General features: G+C 68.1%; 19 protein-coding genes. 7 read left to right on the plus strand and 12 right to left on the minus strand.

Annotated elements, in window-relative coordinates; genetic code table 11:
* Positions 1-96 precede the first annotated feature (96 nt).
* A complete protein-coding gene (locus ACFC14_RS07290) occupies positions 97-555 on the plus strand; it encodes a MarR family winged helix-turn-helix transcriptional regulator (protein ID WP_376102357.1) in 459 nt (152 codons plus the stop codon).
* A gap of 111 nt (positions 556-666) precedes the next feature.
* A complete protein-coding gene (locus ACFC14_RS07295; protein WP_376102360.1) occupies positions 667-993 on the plus strand; it encodes a hypothetical protein in 327 nt (108 codons plus the stop codon).
* A gap of 147 nt (positions 994-1,140) precedes the next feature.
* On the opposite strand, the gene ACFC14_RS07300 is transcribed toward ACFC14_RS07295, so the two are convergent.
* Together ACFC14_RS07300 and ACFC14_RS07305 are read right to left on the minus strand one after the other, a co-directional pair.
* The gene (locus ACFC14_RS07300; protein WP_376102363.1) at positions 1,141-1,893 is read right to left on the minus strand and encodes an SDR family NAD(P)-dependent oxidoreductase; all 753 of its coding nucleotides are present in this window, start codon (positions 1,891-1,893) and stop codon (positions 1,141-1,143) included.
* Between the two features lie 115 nt (positions 1,894-2,008).
* Positions 2,009-2,593 carry a hypothetical protein gene (locus ACFC14_RS07305; RefSeq protein ID WP_376102366.1) on the minus strand — a complete coding sequence of 195 codons (585 nt, stop codon included), beginning with the start codon at positions 2,591-2,593 and terminating at the stop codon, positions 2,009-2,011.
* Between the two features lie 208 nt (positions 2,594-2,801).
* Between ACFC14_RS07305 and ACFC14_RS07310 the strand changes: the two genes are divergently transcribed.
* On the plus strand, positions 2,802-3,773 hold the full coding sequence (locus tag ACFC14_RS07310; protein ID WP_376102369.1) for an arsenic resistance protein: 972 nt from the start codon (positions 2,802-2,804) through the stop codon (positions 3,771-3,773).
* A gap of 21 nt (positions 3,774-3,794) precedes the next feature.
* Here ACFC14_RS07310 and ACFC14_RS07315 read toward each other — a convergent pair whose 3' ends face one another.
* On the minus strand, positions 3,795-4,202 hold the full coding sequence (locus ACFC14_RS07315) for an arsenate reductase ArsC (RefSeq protein WP_376102372.1): 408 nt from the start codon (positions 4,200-4,202) through the stop codon (positions 3,795-3,797).
* A gap of 64 nt (positions 4,203-4,266) precedes the next feature.
* Positions 4,267-5,568, minus strand: coding sequence for an NAD(P)-binding domain-containing protein (locus ACFC14_RS07320; protein ID WP_376102375.1), 1,302 nt, complete (start codon positions 5,566-5,568; stop codon positions 4,267-4,269).
* 83 nt (positions 5,569-5,651) lie between these two features.
* Between ACFC14_RS07320 and ACFC14_RS07325 the strand changes: the two genes are divergently transcribed.
* Positions 5,652-6,011 (plus strand): ArsR/SmtB family transcription factor, encoded by a 360-nt coding sequence (locus tag ACFC14_RS07325; RefSeq protein WP_376102378.1) that lies wholly within the window; start codon positions 5,652-5,654, stop codon positions 6,009-6,011.
* Here the strand turns inward: ACFC14_RS07325 and ACFC14_RS07330 are convergent.
* Both ACFC14_RS07330 and ACFC14_RS07335 read right to left on the minus strand, forming a co-directional pair.
* Complete coding sequence (locus tag ACFC14_RS07330; RefSeq protein WP_376102381.1) at positions 5,999-6,556, minus strand: AAA family ATPase; 558 nt, start codon at positions 6,554-6,556, stop codon at positions 5,999-6,001. The two genes, ACFC14_RS07325 and ACFC14_RS07330, sit on opposite strands and share 13 nt — an antisense overlap.
* 81 nt (positions 6,557-6,637) lie before the next feature.
* The gene (locus ACFC14_RS07335; protein ID WP_376102384.1) at positions 6,638-7,444 is read right to left on the minus strand and encodes an NAD(P)H-dependent oxidoreductase; all 807 of its coding nucleotides are present in this window, start codon (positions 7,442-7,444) and stop codon (positions 6,638-6,640) included.
* Between the two features lie 101 nt (positions 7,445-7,545).
* On the opposite strand from ACFC14_RS07335, the gene ACFC14_RS07340 reads away from it, so the two are divergent.
* Positions 7,546-8,136 (plus strand): TetR/AcrR family transcriptional regulator, encoded by a 591-nt coding sequence (locus ACFC14_RS07340; protein ID WP_376102387.1) that lies wholly within the window; start codon positions 7,546-7,548, stop codon positions 8,134-8,136.
* Positions 8,137-8,227: 91 nt separating this feature from the next.
* On the opposite strand, the gene ACFC14_RS07345 is transcribed toward ACFC14_RS07340, so the two are convergent.
* Positions 8,228-9,382 carry an ATP-binding protein gene (locus tag ACFC14_RS07345; RefSeq protein ID WP_376102390.1) on the minus strand — a complete coding sequence of 385 codons (1,155 nt, stop codon included), beginning with the start codon at positions 9,380-9,382 and terminating at the stop codon, positions 8,228-8,230.
* Positions 9,383-9,530: 148 nt separating this feature from the next.
* On the opposite strand from ACFC14_RS07345, the gene ACFC14_RS07350 reads away from it, so the two are divergent.
* Both ACFC14_RS07350 and ACFC14_RS07355 read left to right on the plus strand, forming a co-directional pair.
* Positions 9,531-9,920, plus strand: coding sequence for an ArsR/SmtB family transcription factor (locus ACFC14_RS07350; RefSeq protein WP_376102393.1), 390 nt, complete (start codon positions 9,531-9,533; stop codon positions 9,918-9,920).
* Position 9,921: 1 nt separating this feature from the next.
* On the plus strand, positions 9,922-10,899 hold the full coding sequence (locus ACFC14_RS07355) for an SRPBCC domain-containing protein (protein ID WP_376102396.1): 978 nt from the start codon (positions 9,922-9,924) through the stop codon (positions 10,897-10,899).
* A 94-nt stretch (positions 10,900-10,993) separates the two neighbouring features.
* Here the strand turns inward: ACFC14_RS07355 and ACFC14_RS07360 are convergent, their stop codons facing one another.
* Genes ACFC14_RS07360 through ACFC14_RS07380 form a run of 5 tightly spaced genes read right to left on the minus strand, consistent with a single transcriptional unit; the run spans position 10,994 to position 17,208 of the window.
* A complete protein-coding gene (locus tag ACFC14_RS07360; RefSeq protein ID WP_376102399.1) occupies positions 10,994-12,382 on the minus strand; it encodes an NtaA/DmoA family FMN-dependent monooxygenase in 1,389 nt (462 codons plus the stop codon).
* Entirely contained in the window at positions 12,379-13,689 is a 1,311-nt protein-coding gene (locus tag ACFC14_RS07365; protein WP_376102402.1) for an acyl-CoA dehydrogenase family protein, read from the minus strand. Before ACFC14_RS07365 ends, ACFC14_RS07360 begins: the two co-directional genes overlap by 4 nt.
* On the minus strand, positions 13,686-15,347 hold the full coding sequence (locus ACFC14_RS07370) for a dipeptide ABC transporter ATP-binding protein (RefSeq protein ID WP_376102405.1): 1,662 nt from the start codon (positions 15,345-15,347) through the stop codon (positions 13,686-13,688). The genes ACFC14_RS07365 and ACFC14_RS07370 overlap by 4 nt, the downstream gene beginning before the upstream one ends.
* Positions 15,344-16,243, minus strand: a complete 900-nt coding sequence (locus ACFC14_RS07375) for an ABC transporter permease (RefSeq protein WP_376102408.1) — start codon at positions 16,241-16,243, stop codon at positions 15,344-15,346. The genes ACFC14_RS07370 and ACFC14_RS07375 overlap by 4 nt, the downstream gene beginning before the upstream one ends.
* Positions 16,240-17,208, minus strand: coding sequence for an ABC transporter permease (locus tag ACFC14_RS07380; protein ID WP_376102410.1), 969 nt, complete (start codon positions 17,206-17,208; stop codon positions 16,240-16,242). Before ACFC14_RS07380 ends, ACFC14_RS07375 begins: the two co-directional genes overlap by 4 nt.
* Positions 17,209-17,283: the final 75 nt, after the last annotated feature.

Raw genomic sequence — 17,283 nt, forward strand, 5'->3', positions numbered from 1 at the left:
TCGTCGGAAGCCCCTGATGATCGCCTGATTTTGCTAGATGATCCGATTATCAGGCGATCGAGGTAACATGGGCCGCCGGGGGAAGGCGAGGATGTGATGGGGACGAAGCTGGAGATCGCGACGCCGCAACTCGCGCGCGAAGTCGAAGCGCTGCGCCGCGTGGATGCCCGGCTCGGACGCCGTCTCGCGGCGGAGCGCCAGCCCAACGAGACCGATCGAGCCGCCATGGGCTTCATCGCGGATGCGCCTGCCGACCGACCGGTCACGCCCGGCGATCTCGCCCAGCATCTGGGCGTGAGCACCGCGGCGGTCACCGCGATGATCCGCCGGCTCACTGCGCGTGGGCACGTCGTCGTCTCCGTGCACCCGGACGACGCGCGCTCGAAGATCCTCCGCCCGTCCCTGCGTGACCTGCATTCCCCCGCGGACGAGATCTCCCGTCGGGTCGCCGACATCGAGAGCGAGTTCGCGGCGGAGCAGCTCGCCGCGATCTCCCGGTTCCTCCGGCGCCTCACGGAGGAAGTCTCCGACCTCGCCGACTCCTCTCCGAACTAGCGCCGGCCTCGGACGCGTCACCTCCCGGAGCGAGGTCTCAAAACCCTCGACTAGCATTTAGCTAGTTAAACTAGTAATCTACTTCTCGAAGCTATTTCTCGAGGGGGTGCCATGGGTCAGCTCAGCTATGCCAGTGAATCGCAGATCGTGGAGGTGGACGACCGGGTGCTCGCGCATCTGAGGCTCGTCACCGTCACCAAGCTGCGCCGCGGCGAGTCGTTTCCGCTCACGCTGCGCACGGCGGGTCGCGCGACCGAGACGCTGTGGATGCACGCGTCGATTCCGGTGCGCTTCACGCTCGATGAGGAGGTCGAGCTCCAGCGGCCGATGCTGGTCAAGATGATGGCCGCGGCGAGCACGGCCGGCGGGCTGGACCTCACCGACGTCGACTTCGCGCCGCTGGGGTCCGCGCTCCCGGCCATGCACGCGGTCGCCTGACCGCAGACTCGCCTCCCTCGCCGGCGCATCCTGGGCAAAGCGGTGCGGCCCGCGGGCGGGAGGTGCACAGCGACGTTTCGGGGGGTACGTCGCTGTGGATGGCATCCGGTCACCGGGAATCGGGTCCCGGGACCGGATGCCATTCGATCACAGAGCGGTGTATCCGCCGTCGACCAGGTGGTAGCTGCCGGTGACGAAGCTCGCGGCGTCGCTGGCAAGGAACACGATGAGGTTCGCGACCTCGTCAGCCTGGCCCAGGCGCCCGATCGGGTGCTTCGACACGAGGAAGTCCTTCGCCTCGTCGCCCATGGTCGCCAGCAGCGGGGTGTCGATGAAGCCGGGGCCGACCGAGTTCACGCGCACGCCCTGCGCCGAGTACTCGAGCGCCGCCGACTTGGTCATGCCGACCACGCCGTGCTTGGCCGTGACGTAGGCGGGCGATCCGGCGAAGCCGACGCTGCCGAGGATCGAGGCGATGTTCACGACCGATCCGCCGCCGTTCGCGAGGATCGACGGGATCTGCGCCTTCATGTTGCGGAACACCGCGTTGAGGTTGATCGCGATGACCTTGTCCCAGGCCTCGTCCTCGTACTCCGCGGTGGGGGCGGATGCGCCGCCGATGCCGGCGTTGTTGACGCCGATGCGCAGCGGGGCGAGGGAGTTCGCGAGTTCGATCGAAGAGGCGATCCAGGCCGCATCCGTGGCATCGCCGACCGAGGCCTCCGCGATGCCGCCGGCCGCGCGGATCTCTTCGACGACCGCGTTCGCATGCTCGGCGTTCAGGTCGTTGACCACGACGGATGCGCCGTTCTTCGCCAGCAGGAGGGCTGTCGCGCGTCCGATTCCGCTGCCTGCTCCCGTCACGATCGCCGAGCGGTTCGAGACGTCGTACTGAGCCACGAGGGACTCCACTTCCGGGCGGGCACGGTGCCGGGAGATCTTCTCGGACGGTCCGTCCTTCTCTCCAGCCTACGCCTGAATATCGGTGATGGATTCATGTGAATGGATGTCGGGGCTAAGGGTTGACGGGCAGATACACGGGTTCGATCCTGACGATGTTGTTGCCGATGTTCGGCTCATCGACGCCGGGCGGCGGCATCACGACAACGGTGTAGGGGTTCGCGTCCGGAACCCATTCCCCGTTTCTGACCACAGCGAACGTCGGCAGGAGGAGTACCTTGTCGAACTCGAACGGCAGGATGAAGGTCAGGATCTGTACGTCTCCCTGAACATCCGAGGAGACCATCTGGGCAGGACCGTTGTTGAAGATCTCCAGGGTGAGATCGCCGAGAAGTCTCGCGTCGAAACTGACCTGCACGGTGGCTCCCGGCGGGAGCATGACGCGTTCCCCTCGATCTTCGACCAGGACGTCGAACTGCGCGGGGAGCCGCAAGGTGAAAGCCTGCAGACCATCAGGGCTCGTCGCGCCGACCTCGCTGCCTTCAGGTCCGGTGAAGACGATGATGTCGAAGACGGGCGTGCTGGCAGCGGCCAGGGGTGTGCCCAGCGCGACGGCGACGACGGGTAGGGACCAAGCTGAGGCCCTGAGGATCGTGCGGCGGGTCGTGCCGGGCGTGGAGTTCTCGACGGGCTCGGACATGGTGCACTCCTCCGAATGTGCGGCGTAGGTCCCCCCTGCGCCTTTGCGCCCACGGTAGACCTGTTGGCTCGGATAGTCGACGATCGCGGCGGTTTTCTTCATCCGGAGGAGGTACCAGCCGATTTCTGCGGCACTCGGGCCGGACCAGGAATGGGATGTTCACGGATTCCGATTCGCGCTCCTTCCGGTCGATCGACATGCTGGGAGCGTGACCGCAATCGTCGTCTGGGGGGAGCGACACCAGATCGTCCTCTATCTCGCGGCGATCGCGATCGGTGCCGCGGTGGGCCTCTGCGCGCCCGCGGTCGCGCATCCGCTGGAGCTCGCCATCACTCCCGTCCTCGGGCTGCTGCTGTACGCGACGTTCCTCGGCGTCCCGTTCTCGGCGATCGGACGCGCATTCCGCGACATCCGCTTCCTCGCCGTGCTGCTGGTCGTCAACTTCGTGATCGTGCCCGTGATCGTGTTCGGCCTGTCACGTTTCGTCGCCCACGATCAGGTGCTGCTGGTCGGCGTGCTGCTCGTCCTGCTCACGCCGTGCGTCGACTACGTGATCGTGTTCACCGGGCTCGCCGGAGGGGCGAAGGAGCGACTGCTCGCGGCCGCGCCCCTCCTGATGCTGGGGCAGATGCTGCTCCTGCCCCTGTACCTGTGGCTCTTCGTCGGTCCCGAGTTGATCGACGCCGTCGACCTCGCCCCGTTCCTCGACGCGTTCCTCCTGCTGATCGTGCTGCCCCTCGCGGCTGCCGGCCTCACCCAGTACGCGGCCCCGCGCACGCGCGCGGGGCGAGCTCTGAGCGACGCGGCCCAGAGCGCGATGGTGCCACTGATGATGCTCACGCTCGCGGTCGTCGTCGCGTCGCAGATCTCCGGCGTCAACCGACAGCTCCCCGCACTGCTCGCGACGATTCCCCTCTATGCCGCCTTCGCCGCGATCATGATCCCCGTCGGCGTCGTCGCCGGCAGAGCATCGCGCCTCGACGTCGCCCGCACGCGGGCTGTCGTGTTCTCGGGCGCCACCCGCAACTCGCTGGTCGTGCTTCCGCTCGCCCTCGCGCTGCCGGCGGGTTTCGCGCTCGCGCCGCTCGCCGTCGTGACGCAGACGCTCGTCGAGCTGATCGCCATGGTGGTCTTCGTGCGGCTCGTTCCCCGAGTCGTGCCGGTGCTCCCCCGGTTTTGAGCCGCGGATCTTGGCCGGCCCTCAGACGATCTCGCTCACCAACTGCTCGATGCGTGCTTTGATCTCGTCCCGGATCGGCCGGACCGCGTCGATGCCCTGACCGGCCGGGTCGTCGAGCTTCCAGTCTTCGTAGCGCTTGCCGGGGAAGAACGGGCAGGCGTCGCCGCAGCCCATCGTGATCACGACATCGGATGCCTGCACGGCCTCGGTCGTCAGCACCTTGGGCTGCTCGGCGGTGATGTCGATCCCGAGCTCGCCCATCGCCGCGACGGCGGTCGGGTTGATCTGATCGGCGGGCATGGAGCCGGCGGAGCGGACCTCGATGCGGTCGCCGGCGATGTCGCGGAGGAATCCGGCGGCCATCTGCGAACGTCCCGCGTTGTGCACGCAGACGAAGAGCACGGAGGGCTTGGTGTTGGTGTCGGTCATGGTTGCTCCTGGGGAGAGGGGGACCTGCGTCTATCTTGACAGTCGGATCGAGCGGTCGGCGCGATCAGCCCACCGCGACCGGGCGCGCGCCGATCTGCAGCACCGACGGTGTGGCGCAGCAGCTGCCCGCCGAATCGTCGAACCCACCGGCGCCGCCGCACACGCCGGTGTCCGGAAGGGTGAGCTCGTTGCGGCCCGCTGCCTCGTGATCGCCGGCGAGATGAGCGGCGACGCTGCGGACCTGCTCGTAGCCGGTCAGGGCGAGGAAGGTCGGGGCGCGTCCGTACGACTTCGCGCCGACGATGAAGAACCCGGGTTCGGGCTGCACGAGCTCCCGCGCTCCGGTCGCCCCCACGGATCCGCAGGAGTGGATGTTCGGGTCGATCTCGGAGGCGATGCCCGCCACCGCTTCGAGGGCGGGATCGAGGTCGATCCGCAGCTCTCGCAGCATCCCGGTGTCGGGGCGGAAGCCGGTGAGGGCGAACACGTGCGCGACGGCCCCCACCTCGCGCCCGTCTTCGGCGACGACTGTCAGGCCGTCGTCGCCGTTCCGGAACTCGGCGACGCGGAACCCCGTCACCAGCTCCACGATCCCCTCGTCGATCACTTTCCGCGCGCGGGAGCCGAGTGCGGCGCGCTCGGGAAGCTCATCTCCGATGCCCCCGCCGAAGACATTCGCCGCGCTTCCTCGACGCAGCAGCCAGGTCACGCGCGTTCCCGGAGCCCGGCGCGCCAACTCGCTCAGTCGCAACACGGCATGTGTGGCGGAGTGCCCGGCGCCCACGACGACGACATGCGAACCGGCGAGCTCGGACACATCGGCCGGGATCCGGTACGAGATCCGATCGGATGCTGCGGCCTCGCCGAGTGCCGGGAAGCCGTCGGCCCCCGCAGGGTTCGGGAGGTCCCAGGTGCCGCTCGCGTCGACGACGGCGCGGGCGAGGACGCGGCCCTCATTCCCCTCCGCATCGACGGTGTGCACGACGAACGGCTGGCTCTTGCGTCCGCCGTCGACGACCTTGTCCCGGCCCTGGCGCGCGATGCCGGTGACCGTGGTCGCGTGGCTGATCCGCTCGCCGAGTGCATCCGCGAGCGGCGCCAGATACTCGCTCACCCACTCCGCGCCGGTCGGGTAGCCCGTCGCGGGTGCGGTCCATCCCGTCGGCTCGAGCAGGCGTCGGGATGCGGCGTCGGTGAGTTCCGGCCATGCCGAGAACAGGCGCACGTGCCCCCAGTCGGAGACCGCGGCCGCAGCTCCATCCCCGCGTTCGACCACGATCACGTTCTCGTCGCGTTCGACGAGGCGCGCGGCTGCGGCGAGACCCTGCGGACCCGCTCCGATGACGACGACGGGAAGCTCGGACATCACATCTCCTCAGATCGATGATCTTCAATATGATGACTGTCGTCGATCTATCGAAGTTTGTCAATACGTGTCAGGATGGATGCGTGAGCCTGCCGACGACCATCGAAGCGACCGCCTGCTGCGTGCCGCGCGTCACGGCCGCGCCGACCGTCGAAGACGCCGAGCGCGTCGCGCGGGTGTTCAAGGCGCTCGGTGACCCGACGCGCGTGCGGTTACTTTCGCTCATCGCCGCCGGCGCCGGGGGCGAGGCCTGCATCTGCGACCTCACCGAGCCGGTCGGTCTCTCGCAGGGCACCGTCTCGCACCACATGAAGCTCCTCGCCGACGCGGGCCTCGTCACCCGCGAGCAGCGGGGGAAGTGGGCGTATTTCTCACTCAACGCCGACGCGATGGATGCCGCCGCCGACGCGCTTCGGGTGGCGGTGCCCTCTCACACTCCGTGACCGTCTCTAAGTGCGGCATCCAGTCGGCGTGACGTCGCGAGGGCATCTCCGTCCGCGGAATCGACGATGATCGCGTCTGCTCTCGATCGGAGGAATTCTTCGTGCGCGAGGACCGCGTGAGCCATGGACGCCTCGAGTGGTCCATGAACGAGCGCCGCGCGTCCATGGGGATGATCGGCATCGACCCGTTCGTTCCATCGACGTGATGCGACGTCGGCGGGCGCGACGAGTGCGACCTCGCGGAAGGTGGCCCCGACTTCCGCCGCGACACGTGCGAGGTCTTCGATGAACGGGATTCCCGCGACTCCGATGAACTGCGGCACGATCACGTCCTTCCCCTCGGAAAGATGGGAGCGGATCATCTGCACTGCCAGCCGCCTCGCCGTGAGCCCGGCCTCGACAGGATCGCTCGTCCAGCCGCCGAGCATGGACCGGAGAACGTCGATGTCCAGGGCCAGAGCGAGGGGTCGCCGGGATGCCCAGTGGAAGGCCGTCGTGGATTTACCGGACGCGGGCACACCGTTGAGGAGAACCAGAAGGGGCATGCGACCATTGTCGCTCGCCGCTCGCCGCTCGCCGCTCGCCGCTCGCCGCTCGCCGCTCGCCGGGAGTCGCCGCGCGACCTCCTAACGGGTGCCGCCCGCACCGTCCACGCGGTCGATGCGGTGGATGTCGAGATCGGTTCGTCCGGGAAGGATGTCGGCGCGCAGCGCCCGCGTGCCCCGGTACTCGCCGTCACGCAGAGCGCGGAACGGCTGAGACGGCACTTCGTCATGGATGCCCGCGAGCCTCGTGGTCAGCCGGTCGCGCTCGGAGGTGACGGCCGCGGCGTCGAGGGCGTCGGCGTCGTGGATGACGTGGAGGTCGAGCGATTCGATCCCCGTGTACCAGAGCGTGCCGTGCGTGATCGGGAACATCAGCGAATCGATGTCGCCGCTGACCCCTCGTGAGCCGATGCTCCGCGCATCCTCGCCCGCCGTCACGATGATGAGCGCGCGCTTGCCCTTCAGGCCGCCTTCGCCGTAGCGGAGCGGCAGCCCCGTCTCCGCGTCGACGCCGCCGTAGGCGAAGCCGTTGGTGAACACCCGATCGAACCAGCCTTTGAGGATCGCCGGTGCGCCGTACCACCAGAGGGGGAACTGGAACACGAGCAGTTCGGCGGCCTCGAGCTTTCGCTGCTCGAGGCGCACGTCGTCCGGGATGAGTCCGTTCTCGTGCACCTCGCCCATCAGGTCGACGATGCTGCCCTCGCGTCCGGCGAGATCGCGCTGCGCGAGCAGGGGGTCGAAGCCCTGGGCATACAGATCCGAGGTCTGCACGTCGTAACGCGGCGTGAGCGCTTCGACCCCCGCCTGGAACAGTTGCCGGTTCAGGGATCCCGACTGCGGATGCGCGTAGATCCAGTGCGCGGTGGGCCGGAGGTCGGCGGTCATGTCTCTCCTCGGAGTGTGGCGTGCCGGGGCGGCACCGGGATAGGCTGGATACCTACCAACCGTAACTTACTCATAGTAGGTATGGGGCACAAGGGGTGAGCGTGACGAAGGCGAAAGAGGGTGCGCGACCGCGGCTGTCCAAGGCGGACCGTCGCGCGCAGCTGCTGGGCGTCGCGCGGGAGATGATCCGTGCCGAGGGTGCCGACGCGCTGACCCTCAGCGCGCTGGCAGACCGGGCGGGCATCACGAAGCCCGTCGTCTACGAGCACTTCGGTGACCGTTCGGGGCTCTTCGCCGCGTTGTACCGTCAGTTCGACGAACGCCAGGATGCCTCCCTCGAGACCGCGCTGGCGAACGCCGGGCCCGACGCCGACGGGGTCGTCGACGTCGTCGCCGCGAGCTATATCGCCTGTGCCCGCGCCGAAGGCATCGAGATGGCGGGCGTGGTCGCGGCTCTCCAGGGAACGCCGGTCCTCGCCCGGATGCGGCAGGAATCTGTGGTGGCTTACGTCGAGCGCTGTCGCGCTGCCCTCGCCCGCGTGGTCGGCGCCGAGAACATCGATCCGATCGCCCTGGAGGCCGCGTTCGCGTCGGCGGACGTGCTCGCGGGCGCGGTGCTCGCCTCCCGCATCGACGAGCGTGACGCGCACGAGACGCTCGTGCGGATCCTCCACGCCGCGATCGGGAAGTGAGCCGGGGGCGTTCCGAGCGAGCGCGTCCCGGTGCGCGGTCAGCGGCTGAGGCTCACAGTGCGATCTCGAGATCTCGGCGGCGGCGGCGGGCTCAGCTCTGCGCGAGGATCCACTCCGTGAACCCAGGGACGGTGAAAGAAACCCGACCGTGACGATTTGCGTCGATGATGCCGCGACGCAGCAGGCCATCACGTGCCATCGAAATCGCCTGCGTGGTAACCCCGAGGCGTGCAGCGATGTCTTCTCGCTTCACGTCACGTCCGCCGAGCTCTGCGATGGTGCTGAGCAGCTCCCGCTGTTTCGGGGAAGCGCTGCGCCAGCGTGACCGGAACAGGGTCTCCATATGGACCTCTACCTGCGGCATTGCTTCTGTGAGGTGCTCGACGGTGATGGAAGACCCGGGATCTGGATATCCCGCGGTCTTCCACGCCTCGTCCCCGATGAGCTGCACCTTGTACGCGTAGCCTCTCGCTTCACTTACGGCCATCTGCAGCGCCGTGCGCTCCCAGGAGGCCCCGAGGTTGTGGGCTGGCTCGGCCAGCGCGGTGACCACTCCGCCGTCATCGAGACCGAACAGCTCCGAGAAGTCGAATCGCTCGCTGAATGTGACGGCAGAGTTGATGTGGTCCTGGCTGCCGGGTAGCCCCACGCTGAACAGCCCAGCGGGGACTCTGCTGGGAGAGTTCTTCATCTCTTGCCACGCGTACGCGATCGCTCGCAGGCTGGGCTTGTCCGCGGACTGGATCTCGTCGATGAGGATCACCAGGCCTTTCCTGTCTTCGTCGAGGAGTACTCGGGTGACGTTCTCGAACGCTGCGATAAACGCCTTGCTGGATGATGCGGCGGCGGTGACTGCATCCTTCTTCTTCGGCTTGACCGTGACTGCGCCCCTCACCACGCCGGCATCCAGCGTGAGAGTAGCGCTGTCGATGTAGCTGAGAACATCGGCTGCCTTCGAGGTGGGGACGAGCTTGCGCAGCTCGTCGAGTACGGTCAGAAGGAGGTTCTCGTCCTGGTTGGCGGTGACCCAGATGGCTGCGATCCCGTGCCGGGCGAAGATCCGCTCCGCTTCCCGTAGCAGGGACGTCTTCCCCACGCCGCGCGCGGCGTAGTCGACCCGGACGCGGGCGATGAACTCGCTCAGATTCTGGATCCGCTGGGCCTTCTCCTCGTAGAACGCCAGCTGCGTAGCGCGGCCCGGCACGGAGTCGGCGACCTCACCGGGGGTGTAGGGGCTTGTCTGCATCGTTCCTCCTGCGGCGCATTCTTATACCTCCGCGAAAGTATAAGGTTCGACCGCAAGCCCTGCAGCTCAGTGCCGCAAAAGACCCCATCCTGACGAATGCAAAAGGATCCCTTGACATCCCCTCCGCTCAGGCATAACGTACAACCAAATGGTTGCACAACGAGAACTGAGCGAAGCGGAGGTCGACCGTGTCTTCCACGCACTGGCGACGTCGACCCGGCGCGACATCCTGCGCCGGACGATCGAGCGTGAGCAGTCGGTCTCGACCCTCGCCGCCGACTACGAGATGTCGTTCGCCGCGGTGCAGAAGCACGTCGCCGTGCTCGAGGCCGCGAACCTCATCGTCAAGCGCGCCGAGGGACGCGAGCGGCTCGTCCGCGCGAACCCCGAGATGATCGCCCGCGCCAGGGCGCTCCTCGCCCGATACGAAGAGCTGTGGCGGTCGCGCATCGCCCGACTCGACGACCTGCTGGCCGAGACCCCTCGGTCTGGCGCATCCGACAACAGCGACACCAAGAAGAACGAGCAAGGAGACTGAAATGCCTGTCACCGACGTCACCACCGATGCCGACAACCTCACGATGACCGTGGTCGCCGACTTCGCGGCCCCCATCGAGCGCGTCTGGAGCGCCTACTCCGACCCCCGCCAGCTCGAGCGCTTCTGGGGTCCTCCCGGATGGCCGGCCACCTTCACCGCCTGGGACCACACCGTCGGCGGACGCGCGGTCTACTCGATGAACGGCCCCCGCGGCGAGAAGTCGTCCGGGTCGTGGGAGTTCCTCTCCATCGACGCGCCGAACGGCTTCGCGGTCATCGACTCGTTCGTCGACGAGTCCGGCAAGCCTCTGGAGGGTTTCCCCGCGCAGCGGATGTCGTTCTCGTTCGAGCCCACCGCCGAGGGCACGCGCATGGTCACGACCAGCCACTTCGACTCGGTCGATGCACTGGAACAGGTCGTCGAGATGGGCCAGGTCGAGGGCATCAAAATGGCGATGGCGCAGCTGGATGCCGTGCTGCAGGACCTCCGCGACTACGCGCAGGGCAAGGGCACCCGCGTCGAGCTGCTCGACGACACGCACGTGCGCATCACCCGCCTGGTCGAAGGCCCGCGCGAACTGGTCTGGCGCGCGCACTTCGAACCCGAGCTCATCCGCAAGTGGATGCTCGGCCCCGACGGCTGGGAGATGACGGAGTGCGTCGCCGCCACCGAGGTGGGCCAGTCGTACCGGAACTCCTGGGCGCCGGTCGGCGACACCGAGGGCGAGCCGTTCGGTTTCGAGGGGGAGGCGCTCCTGATCGACGCCCCGCGCCGCGCGGTCACCACCGAGCGGATGCAGGGTCTGCCGACCGAGACCCTCAACGACCTGAACCTGTACGAGGAGGACGGCGCGACCCTCGTCACGGTGCTCATCGAGTACCCCGACAAGGAGACGCGCGACATGATCCTCGCCACCGGCATGGCCGACGGCATGGAAGCGTCGTTCGCCCGCCTGGAGCGGGAGTTGCTCGCCGTCTGACCGCGGCGCCGCGTTCACAACTCAGGAGAACCGGCCGATCCGCCCACGGATCGGCCGGTTTTCGAGTTCCGGACGGACAGTCTTCCTGAATCGTTCACCGCACGGGCGACGACACCTGCCACGCGGGGTGGGTCGGGTGCGGACGGGCTCCGGACCGGTCGCGCGACAGACGCTCCCGCAGCGTCTCCCCGTCGCGATAGCTCGATCGGGCGAGGCTGCGTCGCCGCAGCTCCGGCACGGCGAGTTCGATGAAGTCGCGCGCCGACTCGAAGCTCACATCCTGGCTCAGATTGAAACCGTCGAGGTGTGCGTAGTCGGCGATCTGCTCGAGCCGAGTGGCGACCTGCACCGGGTCGCCGACGATCGACCAGTCGCCGCCGATGCCCTTCCGCGAGCTCGCCGCCTTCGCCACGAGCTCGCCGACCGTCTGCCCAGGACGCCACTCCCGGATCAGCAGCCGATACCCGTGATCTTCGCGCCGGATGATGTCTTCGACGAGCTCGGTCGGCTCGTAGCGACTCAGGTCGGGGGTGCGGGCGGGCTGCGTGAGAGCCTCCCGGGGTGTGCGATATCGGTCGTAGTCCGCTGCCTTCTCACGCGCGGCCTGCTCGGTTTCTGCGACGACGACATGCGCGCCCGCGAGGAAGGAGATCGTGTCGGGGTCGCGGCCGAACTCCGCCGCCTGCGCACGGATCGCGTCGACGTTCGCACGGATGTCGTCGAGGGTCGATCCGCCCACGAACACGACCTCCGCGTGCTTCGCGGCGAAGGACAGGCCCCGCAGCGAGCTGCCCGCCTGGAAGAGCACGGGCACGCGCTGGGAACTGGGTGCGGTCAAGCTGGGACCGGCCACCTGGAACCGAGCGCCGACATGGTCGATGTAGCGCACGGCGTCCGACTCGGCGTAGACGCGCCTGTCACGGTCGGCGGTGATCGCGTCGTCATCCCACGACTGCAGCAGCAGGCGGTACACGACTTCGAGGAACTCATCGGCGATCTCATACCGGGCGTCGTGCTCGATCTGGTCTGCGAGACCGAAGTTCCTCGCCGCGTTCGTGAGGTACGAGGTGACGATGTTCCAGCCGATGCGCCCCTTCGACAGGTGATCGAGTGTGGCGAGCCGTCGTGCGAACGCGAAAGGAGGCTCATAGGTCGTCGAGAACGTCGCGACCAGCCCGAGGTGATCGGTGGCGTCCGCAAGCGCGCCCAGCACGATGAGGGGATCGAGCGCCGGGATCTGGAACCCCTCCCGCACGGCGGTGCCGAGTCCGTCGTCGAACACGTCGTAGGCGCCGAGCACATCGGCGAGGAACAGCTCGTCGAACGTGCCGTACTCGAGCAGGGAGCCGAGCTCTCGCCAGAACCCGATGTCGGCGACGCGGTGACGCTGATCCAGCGGATGTGTCCACAGCCCGTGCGACAGGTGCACGGGGGAGGCCATCTCGAACAGGCTCAGGACGAGAGGCCGATCGCGCTCGCTCACGCGGTGCCCTCGCTCTCAGAGACGGCCGCACTCTCGTCCGCGGCACCTTCCGCAGCGCCCACGGGCGCAGCATCCTGCACCGCATCCGTTCCGCTCTCCCGCGCCTCACGCTCGGCGAACGGATCGGGAAGTGCGCCGAAAAGCACCCGGTGCCCGACCGCGCGCTGTCGCGCGGCGATCGGGTTGTGCACGCCGATCGTCCGGGCGTTGCGCCAGTGCCTGTCGAGCGCTCGGCTCTGCGCGACGGATGACGATCCGCCGACGTCGAAGACATCCGTGGTCACCGACAGCACGAGCGGGATCACGGCGATCTGCGCCGAGTACGCGGCGACGTCGGCCGCCTCGAACGGCTCCCTTTCCGAAACGCCGTCCAACGCCGCACGGTACGCATCGTCGATCTTCTGTGCGGCGTGCAGCACGGCCGCCTCGGCCGCGAAGGCGGATCCCGCAGCTCTGCCGAGTACCGCCTGTGACAACGGGTCGTCCTGCGCCGCCGCCCCGCTGAGCAGCGGTCTCGTGCGCGAGCGCACGTAGTCCGCGGCGTCGTCGACGGCCGCGTGCCCGATACCGGCCACCACGGCGAGGAGGAAGAGTTGGTAGAAGCCGGAGATGTAGCTCCGCTCGCGCGCTCCGGGCGAGTACACCGTGAGGTGTGCGGGATCGACCACGACCTCCGAGAAGGCAGTCGTCCCGGTTCCGGTCAGGCGCTGTCCGAACCCGACCCAGTCGTCGTGGATCGTGACGCCGGGCGCGTTCAGCGGAACCGCGATGGTGGCGTGATGGTCCTGGTATCGCGCGGTGACGTTCGCCCAGTCCGAGAAGATCGTGCCCGTGCTGTAGTACTTCTCACCGTTGAGCACGAGGGTGCCGTCGTCCTTCTCGGTGATCACGGTGTTGCTCTCGGTCGGCGCCCCGCTCCCCGGTTCGCTCTGGGCATTGCCGACCACCACACCGGCGACGGCCCGCTCCCCCCAATGCCGGCGGTACTCCGGGTCGTCGTGCGTGAGCCGCACTTCGAGGAAGGCGAAGTGTCCGCGCCAGATGTGGGCGACGTTGGAGTCGGCTCTGGCGAGTTCGATGAGCAGACGGAAGAGATCCACCGCGGACGCCCCGTCGCCGCCGTACTCCTCGGGCACGCGCACGGCGCCGAATCCGGCATCCCGCAGCAGCCGGATCTGCTCGAAGGGGAGCGTGCGGTTGATCTCCCGGTCCGTCGTGCCGGAGGCGATCTCGGCGAACAGCGGACGGAACCGTTCGGCGAGGCGCTGATAGGTGCTGATCGGTGCGGTCTGCGTGGGGGCGGTCATATGGTGCTTCCAATCGTGGGGGAGATGGGCTGGGACGAGCCGTGGATTCGCGGGATCGCCGCGAGCAGCTCCTTCGTGTAGTCGGCCTGTGGCCGGTCGAAGACGTTCGACACCGAGTCGTGCTCGACGACCCTGCCGTTCTTCAACACGAGCACTTCATCGCTGATCGCGTTCACGACACCGAGATCATGCGAGATGAGCAAGAGGGCGACGTGCGTCTCCTGCTGGATGCGGACGAGGAGATCGAGGATCTGCGCCTGGATCGACACATCGAGCGCCGACACCGGCTCGTCGCCGACGATGATCGTCGGTTCCAGGGCGAGAGCTCGGGCGATCGCGACGCGCTGGCGCTGACCGCCGGACAGTTGCAGCGGTCGCCGATCGAGCAGCTGTGCGCTCAGCTCGACATGGTCGAGGAGCTCGCGGACGCGCCGTCGACGGCTGGTGCGATCGTGGCGGCCGAGCGCCCCGACGGCCTCGGTCAGGATCCGATCGATCGAATGCCGCGGATCGAACGAGCTCAGCGGGTCCTGGTACACGGCCTGGATGCGCTGACGGAGAGCGGATCGCTCGCGGCCCTCGACATCCGCCCAGCGGGTGCCGACGACTCGGACCTCTCCGGCATCCGCTCTCTCCTGGCCCAACAGGATGCGGCCCGCCGTGGTCTTGCCCGATCCGGACTCTCCGACGAGCCCCAGCGTGCGACCCGGGTGCAGGGTGAAGGACACATCGTCGAGCGCGCGCAGCTCTGACCCGCCCGGAAGGCGGAACGTGCGGCTGATGTGGTCCACTTGCGCCACGGCGACGGTGTCAGCGGGGCTGTGCCCGTCTTCGGATGCGGCACGATCCACGACGGTCGCCGCCCGGCGTGGGCGGTGCGAGGGGATCGAGGCGATGAGCCGGCGGGTGTAAGGATGTGCAGCCCCGGCGAACACGTCGGCGGTCGCGCCGGTTTCGACGATCCTTCCGTCCTTCATCACGATCACGCGGTCGGCGATCTGCGAGACGACGGCGAGATCGTGGGTGATCAGCAGAAGCGTGCGCCCCTGTTCCTTGAACTGCTCGAGCAGCCGGACGATCTGCGCCTGCACGGTCACGTCCAGCGCGGTCGTCGCTTCGTCGAGGATGAGGAACGGTGGCCGAGCAGCGATGGCACTGGCGATCAGGGCTCGCTGGCGGAGGCCGCCGGAGAGTTCGTGGGGGCGCTGGTGACGTCTCAGCTCCGGCTCGGGCACCCCCACGTCTCGGAGCAGCGCGAGCACTTCTTCGCGCCGATGCTCGGCATCCCACGAGAAGTGTTCGCGCAGCGGCTCTTCCACCTCCCGGCCGATCGTCCGGAGGGGGTCGAGCGAGACGAGCGCGTCCTGGAGGACGAACCCGATCTCACCGCCGCGGATGCCGCGCCACGCGCGCTTCGACGCCGTCCGGAGATCGTGGTCGCCGAAGTACAGCGCATCCGCACTCACGTCGCTGTCCGGGCCGGTGAGCCCGACGAGCGTGCGTGCCGTGACGCTCTTGCCGGAGCCGGATTCGCCGACGATCGCGAGGGTCTCGCCGGCGTCGATCGAGAACGAGATCCCGTGGACGACGTCGAGACGATCCGCGTGGCGACCGAATGCGATACGCAGGCCGGCGACGTCGAGGAGGGGGCGGCTCATCGCTTCCCCTCCAGACGTCGCTGCAGTGTTCGGCCGATCGTGGTCGTGGAGACGACCAGAGCGGTGATCGTGAGTCCGGGGAAGATGCCGTACCACCACGCGCGCTCGAGGAAGTTGCGTGAGATCGACAGCATCGATCCCCACTCCGGGGTGGGGGGTGCGACGCCCAGACCGAGGAACGTGAGCGCCGCTCCGGCGAGGGTCGCCGTGCCGACGCCGATCGTCGCGAGCACGAGCACCGGGCGGATCGCATTGGGCAGCACATGGTGCACAGCGATCCGCGTGGGGCTGAGGCCGATGCCGCGCGCCGCCTCGACATATCCCGCATTGCGGATCGCGAGGGTCTGGCCGCGGACGAGTCGGGCGTAACTGGGGATTCCCGCGATGCCGATCGCGAGCAGAGTGTTGAGCAGCCCTCCGCCGAAGATCGAGATGATGAGCAGAGCGAGCAGCAGCTCAGGGAACGCGAGCGAAACATCGGTCACGCGCATCAGCACAGCATCCAGGAACCGATTGCCGAGTCCGGCGGCGAGCCCGATCAGGCTTCCGACCCCCAGCGCGATGATCGTCGCGCCAATGCCGAGGAACAGCGCCGGCTGCGCGCCGTAGATGATGCGGCTGAGCACATCGCGTCCGGCTTCGTCGGTGCCGAGCAGATGGGCGATGCTCGGCGGCGCGAGGACGTTCGAGGTGTCGGTCGACAGCGGATCGAAGGGGGCGAGGGCGGCGGGCGCGATAGCCGCGACCACGACGACCGCGAAGAAGGCGACGGAGATCCAGAAGCCGACCGGGTATCCGCGGAGGGCGCGCCGCCGTCGGGGGCGGTGTTCGTCCGCGGGGGTGGTCGGCGTCTGCTCGAGCACGAGACTGGGGCGGGCGAGTTCTGTCACGCTCATGCGTGTGCCTCCGTTCGGATGCGCGGGTCGATGAGCGGGTACAGCAGGTCGACGATGAAGTTGACGCCGACGTAGGCGGTCGCGGCGAGGAGCACGAGTCCGAGCACCAGCGGGACATCGCTGGCGTTCGCGGCCGTCACCAGGACGCGGCCGATCCCCTGCCGGCTGAAGAGGGTCTCGGCGATCACCGCACCCCCGATCAGGCCGCCGATGAGGAAGCCCGAGAGCGTGCTGAGGGGGATCAACGCGTGGCGCAGCGCGTGACGGAGCCGCACGGTCACCTCGCTCACTCCGCGTGTGCGCGCGGTGATGATGAACGGCTCGTCGAGCGCGTCCTCCAGTGCCCCACGGAAGACCTGGATGAGAGCGGGAGCGGTGCTCAGACCGATCATCAACGCCGGGAGCACCAGGGTCGCTGGTCCGTCGCTGCCGACGGAGGGCAGCAGGTGCAGGGAGTAGGAGAAGATCGTGAGCAGCACGATGCCGATCCAGAAGCCCGGTGCCGACAGGAAGAAGATCTCGACGACGGACGAGACGCGGTGCGGGATCGGACGCTTCGCGGTGAGCAGCGCGACGGCGACGGTGAGGGCGATCGTGACGACGGCTGCTGCTCCGGCGAGCTGCAGGGTCGGGCCGAGCTGCTCCCCGATGATGTCGATGACCGGAAGGTCGCGCTGATACGAGGTACCGAGGTCTCCGGTGAGAAGTCGTCCGAGGTAGGTGCCGTACTGCACCCAGAGCGGCTGATCGAAACCGTATTGCTCGCGGATCGCCGCTTCTTGATCGGCGGTGAGACTGACCTCCGCGCCGCCGACGACGGCGTAGACCCGGTCGCCGGGAAGGACGTAGAGGGCCACGAAGGCGAGGCTGATGGCGCCGAAGAGCACTCCGATGCCGGCGAGGGCGCGCAGCGCCGCATGGCGCAGATACCCGGCCACGTGGTGGGCGGTTCGTGTCGAGGTCATGGGACTCCGGGGGATGGTCGCCGGCGGAAGTTCGGGGTGGAGGACGCGGGATGCTGCCGGTGGATCGTCGTGTGA

It is taken from the genome of Microbacterium sp. NPDC055988 (assembly GCF_042269505.1).
Classification (GTDB): Bacteria; Actinomycetota; Actinomycetes; order Actinomycetales; family Microbacteriaceae; genus Microbacterium.

Coding starts and splice junctions, on each gene's coding strand:
- ACFC14_RS07335 (WP_376102384.1), bottom strand. CDS start 7,444: ATGACCGCCGACCTCCGGCCCACCGCGCACTGGATCTACGCGCATCCG.
- ACFC14_RS07315 (WP_376102372.1), bottom strand. CDS start 4,202: ATGACCGACACCAACACCAAGCCCTCCGTGCTCTTCGTCTGCGTGCAC.
- ACFC14_RS07355 (WP_376102396.1), top strand. CDS start 9,922: ATGCCTGTCACCGACGTCACCACCGATGCCGACAACCTCACGATGACC.
- ACFC14_RS07375 (WP_376102408.1), bottom strand. CDS start 16,243: ATGAGCGTGACAGAACTCGCCCGCCCCAGTCTCGTGCTCGAGCAGACG.
- ACFC14_RS07345 (WP_376102390.1), bottom strand. CDS start 9,382: ATGCAGACAAGCCCCTACACCCCCGGTGAGGTCGCCGACTCCGTGCCG.
- ACFC14_RS07365 (WP_376102402.1), bottom strand. CDS start 13,689: ATGACCGCCCCCACGCAGACCGCACCGATCAGCACCTATCAGCGCCTC.
- ACFC14_RS07320 (WP_376102375.1), bottom strand. CDS start 5,568: ATGTCCGAGCTTCCCGTCGTCGTCATCGGAGCGGGTCCGCAGGGTCTC.
- ACFC14_RS07290 (WP_376102357.1), top strand. CDS start 97: ATGGGGACGAAGCTGGAGATCGCGACGCCGCAACTCGCGCGCGAAGTC.
- ACFC14_RS07380 (WP_376102410.1), bottom strand. CDS start 17,208: ATGACCTCGACACGAACCGCCCACCACGTGGCCGGGTATCTGCGCCAT.
- ACFC14_RS07350 (WP_376102393.1), top strand. CDS start 9,531: ATGGTTGCACAACGAGAACTGAGCGAAGCGGAGGTCGACCGTGTCTTC.
- ACFC14_RS07330 (WP_376102381.1), bottom strand. CDS start 6,556: ATGCCCCTTCTGGTTCTCCTCAACGGTGTGCCCGCGTCCGGTAAATCC.
- ACFC14_RS07305 (WP_376102366.1), bottom strand. CDS start 2,593: ATGTCCGAGCCCGTCGAGAACTCCACGCCCGGCACGACCCGCCGCACG.
- ACFC14_RS07295 (WP_376102360.1), top strand. CDS start 667: ATGGGTCAGCTCAGCTATGCCAGTGAATCGCAGATCGTGGAGGTGGAC.
- ACFC14_RS07370 (WP_376102405.1), bottom strand. CDS start 15,347: ATGAGCCGCCCCCTCCTCGACGTCGCCGGCCTGCGTATCGCATTCGGT.